General features: G+C 57.2%; 15 protein-coding genes. 6 read left to right on the plus strand and 9 right to left on the minus strand.

Annotation, left to right across the window (positions count from 1 at the left end; genetic code table 11):
- Together BKN05_RS04585 and BKN05_RS04590 are read left to right on the plus strand one after the other, a co-directional pair.
- Window positions 1–1,905: bifunctional metallophosphatase/5'-nucleotidase (locus tag BKN05_RS04585; RefSeq protein WP_286688063.1), on the plus strand; the 1,905-nt coding region annotated here is incomplete at its 5' end.
- Window positions 1,906–2,002: 97 nt separating this feature from the next.
- Entirely contained in the window at window positions 2,003–2,575 is a 573-nt protein-coding gene (locus tag BKN05_RS04590) for a DUF421 domain-containing protein (RefSeq protein WP_198493148.1), read from the plus strand.
- A gap of 124 nt (window positions 2,576–2,699) precedes the next feature.
- Here the strand turns inward: BKN05_RS04590 and BKN05_RS04595 are convergent, their stop codons facing one another.
- Together BKN05_RS04595 and BKN05_RS04600 are read right to left on the minus strand one after the other, a co-directional pair.
- Window positions 2,700–3,005: a hypothetical protein gene (locus tag BKN05_RS04595; protein WP_049378256.1), complete on the minus strand. Its 306-nt coding sequence runs from the start codon at window positions 3,003–3,005 to the stop codon at window positions 2,700–2,702.
- A 357-nt stretch (window positions 3,006–3,362) separates the two neighbouring features.
- Complete coding sequence (locus tag BKN05_RS04600; protein ID WP_198493147.1) at window positions 3,363–4,223, minus strand: peptidylprolyl isomerase; 861 nt, start codon at window positions 4,221–4,223, stop codon at window positions 3,363–3,365.
- Window positions 4,224–4,365: 142 nt separating this feature from the next.
- On the opposite strand from BKN05_RS04600, the gene tpx reads away from it, so the two are divergent.
- The 3 genes from tpx (at window position 4,366) to hisS (ending at window position 6,878) form a co-directional block, all read left to right on the plus strand.
- Window positions 4,366–4,863: a thiol peroxidase gene (gene tpx, locus BKN05_RS04605; protein WP_198493146.1), complete on the plus strand. Its 498-nt coding sequence runs from the start codon at window positions 4,366–4,368 to the stop codon at window positions 4,861–4,863.
- An 84-nt stretch (window positions 4,864–4,947) separates the two neighbouring features.
- Entirely contained in the window at window positions 4,948–5,583 is a 636-nt protein-coding gene (locus BKN05_RS04610; protein ID WP_286688064.1) for an MBL fold metallo-hydrolase, read from the plus strand.
- Between the two features lie 5 nt (window positions 5,584–5,588).
- Window positions 5,589–6,878 (plus strand): histidine--tRNA ligase, encoded by a 1,290-nt coding sequence (gene hisS, locus BKN05_RS04615; protein WP_198493145.1) that lies wholly within the window; start codon window positions 5,589–5,591, stop codon window positions 6,876–6,878.
- Between the two features lie 26 nt (window positions 6,879–6,904).
- On the opposite strand, the gene BKN05_RS04620 is transcribed toward hisS, so the two are convergent.
- The 7 genes from BKN05_RS04620 to ypfJ all read right to left on the minus strand — a co-directional run bounded on the left by BKN05_RS04620 (window position 6,905) and on the right by ypfJ (window position 14,495).
- Window positions 6,905–7,480 carry a TetR/AcrR family transcriptional regulator gene (locus BKN05_RS04620; RefSeq protein WP_198493144.1) on the minus strand — a complete coding sequence of 192 codons (576 nt, stop codon included), beginning with the start codon at window positions 7,478–7,480 and terminating at the stop codon, window positions 6,905–6,907.
- 10 nt (window positions 7,481–7,490) lie between these two features.
- A complete protein-coding gene (locus BKN05_RS04625; protein WP_286688065.1) occupies window positions 7,491–8,900 on the minus strand; it encodes an L-serine ammonia-lyase in 1,410 nt (469 codons plus the stop codon).
- A gap of 171 nt (window positions 8,901–9,071) precedes the next feature.
- On the minus strand, window positions 9,072–9,731 hold the full coding sequence (locus BKN05_RS04630) for an FMN reductase (RefSeq protein WP_286688066.1): 660 nt from the start codon (window positions 9,729–9,731) through the stop codon (window positions 9,072–9,074).
- Between the two features lie 2 nt (window positions 9,732–9,733).
- A complete protein-coding gene (locus tag BKN05_RS04635) occupies window positions 9,734–10,846 on the minus strand; it encodes an LLM class flavin-dependent oxidoreductase (RefSeq protein ID WP_198493141.1) in 1,113 nt (370 codons plus the stop codon).
- Between the two features lie 76 nt (window positions 10,847–10,922).
- A complete protein-coding gene (locus tag BKN05_RS04640) occupies window positions 10,923–11,645 on the minus strand; it encodes a CBS domain-containing protein (protein ID WP_286688067.1) in 723 nt (240 codons plus the stop codon).
- 144 nt (window positions 11,646–11,789) lie between these two features.
- Complete coding sequence (locus tag BKN05_RS04645) at window positions 11,790–13,376, minus strand: inorganic phosphate transporter (protein ID WP_286688092.1); 1,587 nt, start codon at window positions 13,374–13,376, stop codon at window positions 11,790–11,792.
- Window positions 13,377–13,616: 240 nt separating this feature from the next.
- A complete protein-coding gene (ypfJ, locus tag BKN05_RS04650; RefSeq protein WP_049378285.1) occupies window positions 13,617–14,495 on the minus strand; it encodes a KPN_02809 family neutral zinc metallopeptidase in 879 nt (292 codons plus the stop codon).
- A 244-nt stretch (window positions 14,496–14,739) separates the two neighbouring features.
- On the opposite strand from ypfJ, the gene aspS reads away from it, so the two are divergent.
- Window positions 14,740–16,572 (plus strand): aspartate--tRNA ligase, encoded by a 1,833-nt coding sequence (gene aspS / locus BKN05_RS04655; RefSeq protein WP_286688068.1) that lies wholly within the window; start codon window positions 14,740–14,742, stop codon window positions 16,570–16,572.
- Window positions 16,573–16,649 lie beyond the last annotated feature (77 nt).

Below are 16,649 nucleotides of genomic sequence, written 5' to 3' on the forward strand. Positions count from 1 at the left end.
AACATCAACTATGAAAGAAAACCCCTTGCAGTACCGGGTACGTGGAACACCGGTACCAACTACGCAGACTCGCGGTACCAACTACCCCAAATCGACAGCTCCGCCTTCGTATCTGCAATTTCTGATGACAAGTACACCCTTGAGGCTCTCAATAAGATGGGCATGAAGGTGTCAGCGGTGGGCAACCACGAGTTCGATAAGGGCACCGAGGATCTCACCGAGCGCATTCAGCTGAGCTCCACGTACCCCATCCTGGGTGCAAACGTGCTTAAGGATGGCCAACCCTTGCTCAAGCCTTCTCACGTTGAAGAGGTGGACGGCGTCAAGGTGGGCTATGTCGGAACCGTGACGGAAAATACCAAGTACAAGGTATCCGCGGCGAAGATCCCGGGCGTTACCTTCACGGACCCAGTAAAGGCAACGAATGAAGAGGCCACCCGCCTGAAGGAATCTGGCAAGGCGGACGTCGTCGTCGCGCTCTTCCACGAGGATGCCCAAGAATATGCCGAGGGCTTCAATAAAGACGTAGACGTGCTCTTCGGTGGCGATACTCACCAGCGCACCAAGGGCGAAATCCCGCGCGAAGGTGCCCTTCCATTGCAGTGGGCGCAGGGTCATGAGTATGGCAAGTTGCTCAACGACGTCGACATTACCTTTGACAAGTCCGCCAAGAAGGTAACCGAAATCAAGCTCAGCCAGTACGATGCTACGGATGCTGCCGATGTTGGGCCGGACGCCGAGATTGCGGACGTCGTTGAGAAGGCACAAAAGGAAGCCGAGGTAGAAGGCTCTAAGACTGCAGGAACCGTCAAGCAGGACCTGTTCCGTGGCTCTGACGAAGGCGCAGAGGCAGGCTCCAACCGTGGCGTAGAATCCACCCTCAATAACTTCATCGCAGAAGGCCAACGCTATGCCATGAGCAAGCAGGTAGGCAAGGATATCGAGATCGGTGTGATGAACGCCGGTGGTGTGCGGGCCGACTTGAAGGGTGGTGACGTTACCTACAAGGACATCTTTGAGGTGCAGCCGTTTGGCAACTCCGTGATTACCGCAAAAATTTCCGGCGAGGAGTTCATCAATGCTTTGGACAACCAGTGGCAGGAAGGCAGCCGTCCACGCCTGGCCATGGGCCTTTCTAATAATGTTCAGGTTGTCTACGACCAGAAGGCTGGCAAGGGCGAGCGGGTAAAGTCCGTGACCATCAACGGTGAACAGATTGACCCGAAGAAGGATTATTCCATCGCGCTGTCTTCGTTCCTTGCTTCCAGTGACGAAGAAGCCGGCGGTGACGGCTACTTCAACGCTGGTTCCATCAAGGACAAAAACGATGTGGGATACATGGACACTCAGGCCATGATTGACTACATCAAGTCGGGTGAATCGGAGATCCGCACGGGCCAGGGCCAGATCGGTGCACACATTGAGGGTGACGTGAAGCCGGGTGAAGAAATCACCGTCAATCTATCTAGCCTTAATTACTCCACCGAGGGCGAACCGATGGCCAAGAAGGCAACCGTCAAGTTGGGCGAGGCTGAGCAGACCGTCGACATCGACAACGCTGCGCAAGAAGGCGATGCGCAATTTGGTGAGCGCGGTCGCGCAACGGTAAAGCTCACCGTTCCAGAGAACCTGAGCGGTACCCAGAACCTAGAAATCACCACCGACGCCGGAACTAAGGCAACTTTGCCACTCGAGGTAAGCGGCGAGGGCTCCGAAGAGCCGGGAGCTAAGCCTGCGCCAAAGGGCTCTTCCTTGTCCTCCAACGGCTCTTCCGTGGGCGGCGCAGTATTTGCCATCGTTGTAGCGCTGGTAGCTGGCGTTGCGGTTGTGGGCATGAACCCGCAGATTCTTCCTGCCCCAGCTCGCAAGATGATTGAGGACCTGCGCAAGCAGTTCCACATCTAGGACAGCACAGCACTAGGCGGAGCGGCTCTTCCTGAACGGGGGAGTGACGCTCCGCCTTTTCTGTATACCTCGCGGCTGCCGGGTAACCTAAGCAGTCGTGGATACTCTAGAACTCTTCCTGCGCGAGATTACTTATCAGCTGGGTATTGAATGGCACCGTATTCCCGTTGTCGTGCTGGCGACTTTGGGTATCTACCTATCCTTCATGATTTTGGTGAAGGTATTTGGCTCTCGCGTCCTTACCTCTATGACGGCCTCAGATGCCATCATCATCATTATGTTTGGCGCGGTTGCAGGCCGTGTCATTGTGGGTAATCCACCGACCCTGGCCGCCGGCGTCATCGGCTTGACTACCCTGATGGCTCTAGAGGCCGCGTTTGGTACTATCCGCAAAGTGGTGAAGTGGACTCGCTTTCTTGACCGGCGCCCAGTTCTCCTAGTCTTTCGCGGGAAGATGGTTGAGGAGAACTTAACCCTGGCACATATTACTAAGTCAGATATTTATTCTGCTGCCCGCAAGGCAGGCATTAGCCGCATGCAGGACGTCCAGATTATGATCCTTGAGCCCACGGGTCATATCTCTGTCATCAGGGTCGGTCAAATAATCGACCCAGAGCTTTTCAAGGATCTCGTAGGGGCCGAGTACATTGAGGACGCCAAAGAGTCCTAGATGAGTCTCTAGACCTGGAAAACAAGCGTCGGGCAATACTTCCGATTGCTCAAAAGCCTATGAAAAAGCCGCTGCACTCCCTATTGGAATGCAGCGGCTTAAGAATCGCTATGAAGCGATGACCTTACTTGGTGCCGAAAGGCAGGTCGAGGTACTTGTTTGCGAATGCGAACAGGGTGCCCAGAGCGCCGATGACGGCGGTGAATACGCCAATCCAAGCCTTGATTTCATTTGGATCCAAGTCCTTGATGGAAGAGCCTTCCTTTGGCTCCTCAGACGGCTTGGTCTTGGTCGGGGTGCTTGCCGGCTTAGCCTCTACGGACTCGGTAGCAGTGGTTGGCTCAGCAGCGGTAGCTACAGTGGTGCCAGCAAAGGTCATGGACAGAGCGGTTGCGCCAGCAACAAGTGCCTTGCGGGAGAAAAGCTTCATTTTTTGATTCCTAACAAGCTTGGTGTGTTCAAAGACGTTTCAAATACTAGACAGGCTGACAGGCTTCCGCAACAGTATCGGCAGGTTTTTGCTCATTGGCTGAACTAGCTGAAAGCCCGCTGTGTGCTGCGTGTTTACTACTGTGATTCTTGTGATCTAGAGGAATTTTAGTGTTCTCCTGTTTCTGCAGCTTAACCCTCATAATCGGGCTCAGCATAATTTAAGGAAAGGATAAGCCCCGGCGCATTCATCTACGGAATGTGTGGTGAATGGCCGGGGCTTTGTGCCCGCCCCCGTTAGAGGGTGTGGTGCGGTGGGGCAAAGGGGGGGCGTCGCCAAGCAGGGCTTTTCCGCCGCTTAAGCCTTGACGGTTGCCTTCTTAATCTTGACTTCCTTTGCTGGCTTGCCATCTGGCTGGCCGCCTTCGACGCCGTTCTTGGCAATCTTATCCATCGTCTTCATGCCCTTGTCGGTGATGGTGGCGAAGTAGGTGTAGCTCGGGGCCAGCTCAGAATCGTCGTAGTTGAGGAAGAACTGGGAACCATTGGTGTCCGGGCCGCTGTTGGCCATGGCGACGGAGCCGCGCGGGTAGACAACAGGGTTCTGTGCGTCCTTCTCGTCCACCTCGTCGATGGGGTACTCATCGGGGAAGCTGAAACCAGGACCGCCGGAACCGGAACCGGTTGGGTCGCCACACTGCAGTACGTTGAGTCCGCCTGAGGTCATACGGTGGCAGACGGTGTCGTCGTAGTAGCCCGACTTGGCCAGCTCAGAAATAGCGTTGGTGGTACATGGCGCCTTGGCGCGGTCCATTTCCATCTCAATGGTGCCCTGGTTGGTTTCAAAGGAAACGGTGACGGTGCCCTTGGTGGAAATATCCTTGCCGTTCGGCTTCTTTGCGCCGTTGGATTCTTGCCCGTTGTCCTCATACTTACAGGTCACAGTATCCGGCAGGGCCTTAGCGCGCTTGTCAGCGATGGGCTGCGCCTGTGGGGTTTCCTGCGAGGTCTCAGCTGCGGAAGACTCCTCAGCCTGTACGTTTTCATCGTCGCCTTCGCGGGTGGACAAGAAGTAGATTCCGCCGACGAGGGCGAGAATTACTACGAGGGAGGCGGCAACAACGCCGAGCGGGCGTGCCTTTTGCTTGCGTTCGCGGGATTTCAGCTCGCGCTCGAGCTTGCTCAGCGCCTCTTCGCCGCGCTTTTGATTATTTGGCACCGGGAGTCAACCTTTCTAGCGATTATCGGTGGCATGATTCAACCTGACCGATTCTAGCGGTTGGATACTCTCGTGAGGGCGTCGGCATGAAAATAGGGCAAGTTAATAGCTTTTAAGCCCAATCATAAGTACTCTGGTTTCTATGGCTGAACCAGATTTCTCCGATCTGCCAACGCCCACCGTTGGTGAACTTCCCGCAGTGGGAGACCCGCTGCCCGAATTTGAACTTATCGGTACCGACCTGCGTCAGATTACCAATGAGACTTTTGCGGGCACGCGCCTTGTTATTTCCATCTTGCCCTCTATCGAAACCCCTGTCTGTCAAGATCAGCTGCGCCGTTTTCATGAGCAGGTTTCGCAGCTAGATAACACTAAGCTTCTTTCCGTTTCTCTCGATTTGCCCTTTACCCTCAAGCGCTTTTGCGCGGCTGACGGTATTGATGATGTCATCGCTGCCTCCGCATTTCGCTCTGACTTTGGTGAGAAGTTCGGCGTGACTGTGCGCGATTCCGTCCTGGAAGGCCTGCTTGCCCGCTCCGTGGTGGTGGCTGATGAAAACCACAAGGTGATCCACACCCAAATGGTTCCAGGCGTTGTAACCCAGCTTGATTACGACAAGGTTTGGGATATTATGCGCTAAGCCTTCAGGCGGTTGCCGGCCTCTACTCATCCAGAAGATGGGGGAGACCGGCTCTTTTTCATGTGGGCAGCTAGGGTAGTGGGTATGGAAATTTACGGTTTTACTGGCGGTCCGTTTCAGACGAATACCTATGTAATTGCGGAAGGCCGCCGCGCCTTCATAGTCGATCCCGGCATGGATGCAGCGGGAAAAGTCCTTGAGCATGACTTGGACTATGAGGCCATCGTGCTCACCCACGGCCACATTGACCACACCCGGGATGCCGGCACCCTGGCGGCAGAGCTCGACATCCCTGTCTATATTCATCCCGCTGACAAGTTTATGCTCGACAGCGGCGAAGGAGTCTCCCCCCAGGCGCAAGAGCTTTTCGACGCCGCCCATATGACCCCCATCTCCGACCTCCGCGAGCTCCCTGACGGCGAAACCGTGGAGCTTATCGGTCATACCTTTGAGCTCAAACACGCGCCTGGGCACTCGCCGGGATGCGTGATGATTGTCTCCGAGGACTTTGCCCTCACCGGTGACGTGCTCTTTGCCGGCGCCATTGGACGCACCGACTTACCTCACTCGGACCCTAATGCCATGCAAAAATCTCTTGCCGGCCCGGTGTGGAGTTTGGCAGACAACCTAGACATTCTGCCCGGCCACGGTCCCACCACCACCATGCGCAAGGAGAGGGCGACCAATCCCTTCTTCGCAACATTGAGGGAGGTACTGTAATACCCGTGAGTAATAAGAAGCAGTTCCAAGCCCTGTCCGCCCCCAAAGGTGTCCCAGACTATTTCCCGCCGCAGTCGTCCGCATTCTATAAGGTGCGTCAGACCATGGTGGAGCAGGCACATCTCTCCGGCTTCCAGCACATCGAGCTGCCGATTTTCGAAGACACCGCGCTCTTTGCCCGTGGCGTGGGCGAGTCCACCGATGTGGTGTCAAAAGAGATGTACACCTTTGCTGATCGCGGCGACCGCTCCGTAACTTTGCGTCCGGAAGGTACCGCCGGCGTAATGCGCTCGGTCATCGAGCACAATCTGGACCGCGGCCAGCTGCCCGTGAAGCTCAACTATTTTGGCCCTTTCTTCCGCTATGAGCGTCCCCAGGCTGGCCGCTACCGCCAGCTACAGCAAGTCGGTGTAGAAGCTATTGGCGTGGACGATCCTGCGCTAGACGCCGAGGTCATCGCTTTGGCGGATCGCTCCTTCCGCGCGCTGGGGCTTAGCGGCTTCCGCCTTGAGCTCACCAGCTTGGGCGATCGCAATTGCCGCCCGGCTTACCGTGAGAAGCTGCAGGAATTCCTCTTTAAGCTCAACTTGGATGAAGAAACCCGCCACCGCGCAGAGATCAATCCTTTGCGCGTACTGGATGACAAGCGCCCGGAAGTCCAGGAGCAGCTTGCCGACGCCCCCTTGATGCTCGACCACCTCAATGACGAATGCCGTGAGCACTTTGAAACCGTTACCGGCATGCTGGACGATATGGGCGTAGCCTACGAGATTAATCCACGCATGGTCCGTGGCTTGGACTACTACACCAAGACCTGCTTCGAGTTCGTCCATGACGGACTTGGTGCTCAGTCCGGCATCGGCGGCGGTGGCCGCTACGACGGGCTGATGGCCCAGCTAGGAGGCCAAGACCTGTCTGGCATCGGCTACGGTCTGGGTGTCGACCGCGCCCTGCTGGCGCTGGAGGCTGAGGGCATTACCCTGGATCGCGTAGAGTCCCGCGTGGACGTCTTTGGCGTTGCACTGGGTGCTGCCGCCAAGCGCACCATGAGCACTCTGATCAATGACCTCCGCAAGGCCGGAATCTCTGCGGATATGTCCTTTGGAGACCGCGGCCTGAAGGGCGCGATGAAGGGCGCCGACCGCGCCGGTGCACGCTTCGCGCTGGTCTTGGGTGAGCAGGAGCTAGAAAATGGCACGGTTGCGCTCAAGGACCTTGCCGCCCATGAGCAGCACGACGTAAAGGTTTCTGACCTAGTATCCGTACTTGCTCGGGAAATGCACGTCGAGGCATAGATTTCTTTGGCCGGTGGGCATCGCGCTTAGGCGCGGTGCCCACTTTTTATGCCCGCCAGAAAGAGGTCAATTATCTTTTCCTGAATATCCGGCTGGTTGGCCTCAATATCAACCTCGCGGGGTCGCGCCAGGCTTAGCAGTCCCACAATGAATTGGAGGTGGGTGACCCCGGGGCCAATCTCGCCTTGTTCTTGGCCTAGCTCAATAAACCGTCGGCCGTTGCGCTCTAGGAGGTCGCGCTGGGCGGTTAATTCAGGGCTAAGAGAGTCCAAATCCTGAGGGACGAACGCAGGAATGAGTGTGTCTAGTCCCATGGTCAGGATATGGGTGGCGTAGGTCCGGACGTAGTCTTCTCCAGAATGCGTGGAGTTTTCAAAGTCCGCGATGAGGCGCTGTTGAAACTTGGCAAAGGCATGACCCATATATTCCGCGCACGCGCGGATAAGGCTCGCGCGGTTGGGGAAATTGCGGTAGACCGTAGCCACACTTACGCCAGCCTGTGTAGCTACTTTTTCCAAAGCGACATTATCGCCGTGGGTACGAAAGAGCTGGCAGGCCGCAGCGATAATGGTGGTGCGGCGGTGAAGAGCATCTGCGCGCATGGAGTCCTTTTTAGCACTCTACCTGCGAAACGCTAAAGCCCATGGTCTTGGCCAATCCGCCGAGGGAGGTCTCCTTGTACTTAGAGAGCATATCGCGGCCGGTTTCAGCCATGGTTTGTACTGCATTATCCAAGGTCACGTGGTGAGTGCCTTCTCCCATTTTGGCCATGCGCGCGGCGTTGATGGACTTTACCGCGCCGATGGCATTGCGCTCAATACACGGAATTTGTACCAATCCGCCCACTGGGTCGCAGGTAAGGCCCAAATTATGCTCCAAAGCAATCTCCGCGGCGTTTTCCACCTGGGCCGGGGCTGCTCCCAGCAGCTCAGCCATGCCTGCGGCGGCCATAGCGGAGGCGGAACCCACCTCGCCTTGGCAGCCAACCTCGGCTCCGGAGATGGACGCGTTTTCCTTGATAATCATGCCAATGGCACCGGCGGTCAATAGGTACCGACGGGCAGTGGAACGGGTGAAGTCTGCGCGGAAATCGCGCGCATAATGCAGTACCGCTGGAATGATGCCGCACGCGCCGTTGGTAGGTGCGGTAATGACGCGGCCACCGGCAGCGTTTTGCTCATTAACCGCCAAGGCGTACAGGTTAACCCACTCCATGGCGGAGAAACCGCAGCTGGTATCGTCTTGGTTTTCTAGCAACTGGGCATACATCTTCGGGGCACGGCGTGCCACACGCAGGCCACCTGGAAGAAGGCCCTTGGTGGAAATACCCTCGGTCACACATTCGCGCATGATGTCCCAGACCAAATCAAGGTGGCGCAGAACGTATTCCGCTCCGCCTTCATCGCGGTGCAAGGCCTCCTCGTTGGCAAGGACGAGCTCCCAAATTGCTTTGTCATGAGCCTCGCAGAGGTTGAGCAATTCTTCGCCCGTGGTGAACTTATAAGGAACGGAGTCATCTACATGGGCGGCGGCTACGCCGGCAGGAACCTCATTGCTTTCGGCGACTTCCGCATCGAGCTCGGCGCGGGAGAGAATAAAGCCGCCGCCGACAGAGAAGTACTCTTCCTTCTCTGCTAGGAGGTTGCCGCTGTCATCCCAGGCGCTAAAAATCATGCCATTCGGGTGCTGGGGCAGCGGTTCATTATCAAAGACGATTTCATAGTCCACCGTGCCCCGGGGACCAGAAATGGTTCCCTCGCTAGGGATAAAGCCGCCCGCGTGAGGTTCGGCGTCGATAGGCACGCTCAGCGGATCCCAGCCGGCGAGCCCAAGGATGACGGCGCGATCGGAAGCGTGGCCACGGCCAGTGGCGGAAAGCGAGCCGCGCAACTCCGTATAGACCTTAGCTGGGTGCGTCTCTAAGGAATCGAGGAATTGCCTAGCCGCGCGCATGGGGCCGACGGTGTGCGAAGAGGAAGGGCCAATGCCGATGGAGAAGATGTCCGTGACGCTAATTGTCATAATTAAGCTGTGCCGAACCTTTCTGAAGGGATAGCTATCGGGTGCTTGCTGTGCCGCTATTGCGGTCGAAGCTGGACCCAAAGGGTAGAGGCAGATTTTATATGACCAAGGTAGCGAAAGTCACACCTTCTATCAATCGCCGTCTATGCGTAGCACTGCTAGCGTTGTGGCTTATTTGCCGTACCCATTCAGGAGCTTGTCAAGGGGGATGAAGTTCTCCTTTGCTAGCCGGACGGTGGAGCGGCCTCCCAGCCCGGTGAGATCGCCGGCAATTCCGGGCACCCTGTCCTGCGGGACAACTATCTGGTCAGCCAGCTGGATGGCAGAGCGCTCAATGCGGGCAGCAATGCGCTCACCTTCCGGAATGCATAGATCTTCTGTGGCCTGAAACACGCCCGTCGGCACGACGTTTGCGTGGAGCTGGTTAAATAGCGGGCGCAGTGCGTAGTCCAAAATGAGGGCATGGCGTGAAGAACCAGCCGTAGCTGCGATGATGGTGGGTAGGTTGTCGAGGCCATGGGGCTCCAAGGTGTCAAAGAACATCTTGAAAAGGCCCGAATAGCTGCCTTGGAATACAGGGGTGACGGCGATCAGGCCATCGGCATCGGCAACTTGCTGCTTGGCTCTAGCCAAAAGGGGCGTTTGCGCAGTTTGATCGGTTATGGCGGTAGCTAATTCGAAAGCGAGATCGCGAACCTCAATGACATCGATTTGGGCTCCTTCACCGCGCGCAGAGATTTTGGCGCGCGTGGCTTCTGCGAGCATGTCTGCCAGCCTGCGAGAAGAAGACGGCTGCGATAGGCCAGCTGAGATAACGAGGAGGGAGCGCATAACTAGTTCTCCTTTCCTGGGCTGACTTGAAGGTGTGAAGGTTTAGGCTCAGAGAGCAAGCTTGCGTGCGTCGGCGGATCAGAAGGTACGTGGCTCGGACGGCGCTGCTCAAAGCGGCGTCGCAGCTCGGGGACAACCTGCGTGCCGAGGATTTCTATTTGTTTGAGAACTACTTCTTGTGGAAGTCCCGCGTGATCGATGAGGAATAGCTGACGCTGGTAGTCACCGGCCCAGTCCGCAAAGCTGAGGCTCTTTTCAATTACCTGCTCCACGGTGCCAACGGTCAGTGGAGTCTGCGCCGTGTAGTCCTCGAGGCTTGGCCCGTGGCCATAGACTGGGGCGTTGTCGAAGTAGGGGCGGAAGAAGTCTTTAGCTTCTTGTTCGGTTTCGCCAATGAAGACTTGGCCACCAAGTCCGACGATTGCTTGGTCCGCTTGACCATGGCCATAGCTTGCAAAGCGACGGCGGTAGAGATCCACCAACTGAGCGGTGTGCTCCTTATTCCAGAAGATATTGTTGTGGAAGAAGCCATCGCCGTAGTATGCCGCTTGTTCAGCGATTTGCGGTGAACGAATGGAGCCGTGCCAGACAAACGGCGGAATTCCATCCAGCGGTGCCGGAGTAGCGGTAAACCCCTCTAGTCCCGCGCGGAACTTTCCTTGCCAGTTAACAACGGGCTCGCGCCAGAGCCTGCGCAGCAGGTGATAGTTCTCAATAGCCAAAGGAATGCCCTGCTGGATGTCTTTGCCAAACCAGGGATAGACTGGGCCGGTATTTCCGCGGCCGAGCATGAGGTCTACGCGGCCGTTAGCAAGGTGCTGCAGAAAGGCGTAGTCCTCCGCGATCTTTACCGGGTCATTGGTAGTAATCAGCGTGGTGGCAGTAGATAGATGCAAGCGCTCCGTCTGCGCGGCGATATAAGCCAGGTGCGTTGTAGGAGAGGACGGTACGAAGGGTGGGTTGTGGTGCTCACCGGTGGCAAAGACGTCAAGGCCAACCTCTTCGGCTTTGAGGGCAATTTCCGTTAGATTGCGGATGCGTTCAGCCTCAGTGGGTGTCTTTCCTGAGATGGGGTCAGTAGTGAGATCCCCGATAGTGAAGATGCCGAATTGCATGGTTGCCTTTCTATGCGGTGCACAGGAGTGAAGATAGACGCAGTGCCGGCTGCAAGAGAAGCCGGCTGCGGGAGAATTATTCCCATTCTAGGGCATCAAAAAGAGCTGGTAGATCGGCCGGTGCAACGAGGCGCAGGGGTCTCTCATTGACTTTGCCGTGTTCTGTGATGACCGCTGCGCAAGGGCGGTGCCCTTGGCTATCGGTTTCTGAAAGAGCATCCACCGTCTCTTGCACGCTTACTGCGCGGGCAAGAAAGATAGCGCGATCACTGGGTTCTTTGTATTCCACAATGTCTGCGATGTCCGCGGCATCGAGCACGTGATTATCGCTGAGGTCTCTTGCTACCCATCGCGCAATAGTGTTGGTGGTTAACAAAGCGGTGAAGCGGCCTTCATCGTAGATAGGGATTTGGGAAAAGTCCTTATCCTTTATGACGTTAAATGCCTCCATGATTGATGTGGCAGACGTCAAGGTGAATACCTTTTGTGGCTGCAAGACGTGGAGGGTGTCGGGCGGGGAAACCACTATGTCTCGGAGAGCGGAAATCTGCTTAACCACGGCCTCGTTCGGTTCTGCAATGGGCTCTGATTTGTAGTAGCGACCGTGGGCAATGGCATTGCGTAGGTTAGAAAAATCTTTGAGCGCTTCGGCTTGCTTACTGGAAAGTACGTGCTTGTCTCGTGCCTTGTCTACGATCCACCAGAAAGAATCTGAGTTCTCAGCGTTGAGAGCTGAGCGCAAGTGTTGTTCTATGTCGTTGAATGCAGCCAGGAATGCGGTAGCTCGGTGCGCGGTCATATGGGCCAGTGTAGAGAAGAGGGCGTCGCCAAGCAGGGTGTTTGTCCAAGCTACCCAATGGAAAACCCGCTAGCCCCGGCGCAATGGTCGGTGAGACTAGCGGATGTGGCGAGCTTGCCGAGGCTGAACCGAGAGGGACTGCCGTTAGAAGACTACGCGCAGTACAGACACGGTAATGGCGGCGATGACTGCGGCGGCTGGGAGCGTAATAACCCACGCCAAGGCGATAGGCTTCATCAGGTTCCAATTAGCTGCCTTGTTGACAATGCCCACGCCCAACACGGCGCCGATGAGGATGTGGGTGGAAGAAACCGGAAGGCCCAAGATCGATGAACCCATCACCACAGCGGCGGCGGCAAGCTCAGCAGCAAAGCCGGAGGAAGGGTGCATTTGGGTAAGGCCTGAGCCCACGGTCTGAATCACGAAGCGGCCGATGAACCACAAGCCAGAAATCAGGGCAACGCCCATGGCAATCATGACGGCAACCGGCACGGCAGCCTCATCGTTTACTTGGCCGGTCTTGAGGACGTCAATAACCGCAGCGAAAGGGCCAATGGCATTGGCAATGTCGTTGGAACCGTGGGAGAAGGCGAAGGCCGAAGCGGTAAATACCTGCATCCAAGAAAAGAGAAGGAAGGTGGACTTAGCCAGCGACTTCTTTTTCAGGGAGCGGGCGAAAATGAAGACGGCCATCCACACCACGGCGCCAACCATGCCCATGACCAAGAGGTTCTGAAGAACGCTGAAATCGAGTCCGGTGTGCTTGAGACCCTTGAACATCACCATGGCGGAAATGATGATGGCACCAATGGCGGCTAGTACCGGTACCCAGCTCTCCAGGGCGCGGTGAGCCTTGACATCATCCATGTCCTTGTTGAGGTTATACAGATCGCGGTAGTACTCAGATTCCAGCTGATCCGGATCGAAGTCTTCTTCCGCCACCAAGGCGGCGTCCCGGGCCATGGCGTTGGTGTAGCTAATCTGCTGGATCTCATTGAGGCGAGAAAAGCGAGACTTGTGCTCTTGGCGCAGCTCCGCGCGACGGGTCTTGATTTCGCGCAGTTTTTGGTCCGCTTCCTCGTTGTAGACCAAGATTGAGGTCTTAATCCATTTGAACAGGATAAACGCGGCGAGACCGCCGAGGACAGGGGAGAGTACCCACGACATGGCAATGGTGCCAATCTCGCCCCACTGCACCATGTTCCAGCCGCCCTTGCCGGTGACAAAGCCGACCGCGAGCGCAGCGCCGACGATGCCGCCGACGATGGAGTGGGTGGTAGATACTGGCCAACCCATACGGGTGGCAACAAGGAGCCAGATGGCCGCACCCAAGAGGGACGCCATCATGATGTAGACGAACTCCATGGGGTCTAGCCCATCGATGGCGTCAAGGTCGACGATGCCAGAGCGTACGGTATCGGTAACTTCGCCGCCGGCGAGGATGGCGCCAGAAACCTCGAAGATGGCGGCGACAACGAGGGCCTGCTTCATAGACAGCGTTCCGGCGCCTACGGAGGTACCGAAGGAATTGGCGACGTCATTGCCGCCAATATTGAAGGCCATGAAAAGGGCGAAGAGAATGGCGGTGCCAAGGAGAATGGGCTTAGAGCCGTCGACGTAGTCGTGGCCCCAGACCATAAAGCCGATGAGGGTAACGGCGGTAAGGCTGCCAAAGATGGCGTGCCAAATCCAGTCGTTGCCCTTGCCATTGACGGCCTCAATGTCCGTCATCTGGGTGGTAGGGGTAGACACAGGAAGAACCTTTCAGGAAAGCGTGCACGAGGGGTATGGCCGCGCTTGTCAGCGTGGTTAAGGGGATTCTCAAAGGAAATTCTTATGTAGAGAATGCACGCTCAGACTAAAGGTCCTAGGTTTCGGGAAAGTGAACTCAAGATGTGGAGTTCGTGAAAGCAATGTGGCTATTCGCGAACATAGTGGCCGCCGCTCTTGGTGACAGCCACGTTGTGAGTATTAGCCGCGGTAGGCGCCGCGCTCAAGGGTGTCGCACTGGGACATCTTGCCAGAGTTATATCCAGCAAGGAATGCCTTCTCACGCTGTTCGGAAGAACCATGCGTCCAGGAATCGGGCTCGACCTGGCCGCCGGAGCGGCGCTGGATATTGTCATCGCCCACCGCCTGGGCGGCCGCGACGGCGTCCGAGACCTGTTCTTTGGTGATTGGCTCAAGCAAGGGGTTATCACCCTTATCGGCATAGGAAGCCCACAGGCCTGCGTAGCAGTCAGCCTGCAGCTCGATCTTTACCGCGTTGGAATCGGCGCCTGGGTCGTTATAGTCCGACAGGCCGAGGGTGCCCTCAAGGTTTTGAATGTGGTGGCCGAACTCGTGCGCCACGATGTACATGCGGGCCAAAGGAGCATTATCCGCGCCGAAGTTGCGCAGGGAATCAAAGAACGCGGTGTCGAAATAGGCGGACTCGTCGCGCGGGCAGTAGAAGGGGCCAGTAGATGAAGTCGCGGCGCCACAGCCGGTATTAACGCTGCCGTGGAAGACCACGCGCTCCGGTTCGGTGTATTGGATATCTGCCTGTTCCGGCAAGACCTTGGACCAGACGTTATCCACGCTGCGACCGGTGAACTCTACGAGGCATTCGTCCTTGGTGTTGCCATCTTCTGCAGTTTCGCATTCGGGGCTTTCGCCCTGTGCAGCATCGTCAGATTGGGTCTGCTCGCTGCCCAGAATCGCTCGCAAGTCTGAGGGATTGCCGCCCATAAGGAGGAAAAGGCCTACTAGAACAATTGAGCCGACGCCACCGCCAATGGCGATGCCACCGCCACCGCCACCCGAACGCGCTTCTTTGCCGCCGAAATCGGCACCTGATCTAAAAGTCATGCCTAAATAGTGCCACATGGCCCCCTCATACACAGGATGAAGCTTGCTGGAAAGAGACTGAAGCAGGGAAACGGTGGCTCTTGTGCGGTCTTAGAGGTTAGCTAGCGCCTACCTTACTGCGCTCCGCGTACCGGTAGGGATGTAGAATTGTGCGCGTTCCTAGTCTTGTGCTTGGTTTGGCGCGCGCTGTTTACGCGTGGCGGGACCCGCAAGTGACACAATTTTTAGAAGGGATTGAACATCAGTGCTGCGTACCCACTTAGCAGGTGAGCTCCGCAAAGAACTCGCAGGAGAGACCGTCACCCTAACCGGTTGGGTTTCCCGCCGCCGCGATCACGGTGGTGTGATCTTCATTGACCTGCGCGATCGCTCCGGCATCGCTCAGGTTGTCTTCCGTGAATCTGACGTGGCGGAGCGCGCCCACGACCTGCGTTCCGAATACTGCGTTAAGGTCACCGGTACCGTGGAGCCTCGCCCAGAAGGCTCGGAAAACCCCAACCTGCCGTCCGGTGAGATTGAGGTCAACGTCGCGGATCTTGAGGTTCTGAATAAGTCCGCAGCGCTGCCATTCCAGATTGATGATCCTTCCACCTCAGGTGAGGTAGGCGAGGAGACTCGTCTGAAGTACCGCTACCTGGACCTGCGCCGCGAGCGCCAGGCACAGGCGCTGCGGCTTCGTTCTGCTGCCAACCGCGCGGCCCGCAAGGTACTGGATTCGCATGATTTTGCAGAGATCGAGACTCCAACCCTGACTCGTTCCACCCCGGAGGGCGCACGCGACTTCCTGGTTCCAGCGCGTTTGAAGCCAGGCACCTGGTATGCACTGCCGCAGTCCCCGCAGCTTTTCAAGCAGCTGCTCATGGTCTCCGGCATGGAGCGCTATTACCAGATCGCGCGTTGCTACCGCGATGAGGACTTCCGCGCTGACCGCCAGCCGGAGTTTACCCAGCTGGACGTGGAGATGTCCTTCGTAGACCAGGACGATGTCATCGCCTTGGCGGAAGAGATCGTCACCGAGCTGTGGAAGCTCATCGGCTACGAGATCAAGACTCCGATCCCGCGCATGACCTACGCCGATGCGATGAAGTACTACGGTTCCGATAAACCGGACCTGCGCTTTGACATCAAGATTGTGGAGTGCACCGAGTTCTTCAAGGACACCACCTTCCGCGTCTTCCAGAACGAATACGTCGGCGCCGTGGTTATGGAAGGCGGCGCCTCCCAGCCGCGCCGCCAGTTCGATGCTTGGCAGGATTGGGCAAAGCAGCGTGGCGCCAAGGGTCTGGCCTACATCACCGTGGGCGAGGACGGCACCTTGGGCGGTCCGGTGGCTAAGAACATTACCGACGCCGAGCGCGAGGGCATTGCAGAGCACGTCGGCGCTAAGCCGGGCGACGCCATCTTCTTTGCCGCCGGTGACACCAAGTCTTCCCGCGCCCTCTTGGGCGCTGCACGGGGCGAGATTGCAAAGAAGCTAGACCTTATCAAGGAAGGCGACTGGGCCTTTACCTGGGTTGTAGACGCTCCGCTTTTTGAACCTTCCGCTGATGCGACCGCTTCTGGCGACGTCGCACTGGGCCACTCCAAGTGGACCGCGGTTCACCACGCCTTTACCTCCCCGAAGCCGGAGTACCTGGACAATTTTGACCAGAACCCGGGCGAGGCGCTGGCGTACGCCTATGACATTGTCTGCAACGGCAACGAGATTGGCGGCGGCTCCATCCGTATCCACCAGGAGGACGTGCAGAAGCGCGTCTTCGATGTCATGGGAATCGGTGACGAGGAGGCTCAGGAGAAGTTCGGCTTCCTGCTCGATGCTTTCCAGTACGGCGCCCCACCACACGGCGGCATCGCCTTCGGCTGGGACCGCATCGTCTCCCTGTTGGGCGGTTTCGACTCCATCCGCGACGTTATTGCGTTCCCGAAGTCCGGAGGTGGCGTGGATCCGCTTACCGACGCCCCAGCGGCAATCCCAGCCGCACAGCGTAAGGAGACCGGCGTAGACTACAAACCAGAAAAGAAGAAGGAACAGGACAAGGCCGGTTCCACTGCGGTAGAGACCGCTGAGGAGAAGTAAGCGGGTAGCTTAATCCTCAGCCTTTAAGACACACCGTGCGGGGCACATCGTTGGTCGCGGCAATTTCGCTGCGGGCG

The sequence above is a fragment of the Corynebacterium sp. S5S1 genome (assembly GCF_001913985.1).
In the GTDB taxonomy this organism is placed as follows: Bacteria; Actinomycetota; Actinomycetes; order Mycobacteriales; family Mycobacteriaceae; genus Corynebacterium; species Corynebacterium marquesiae.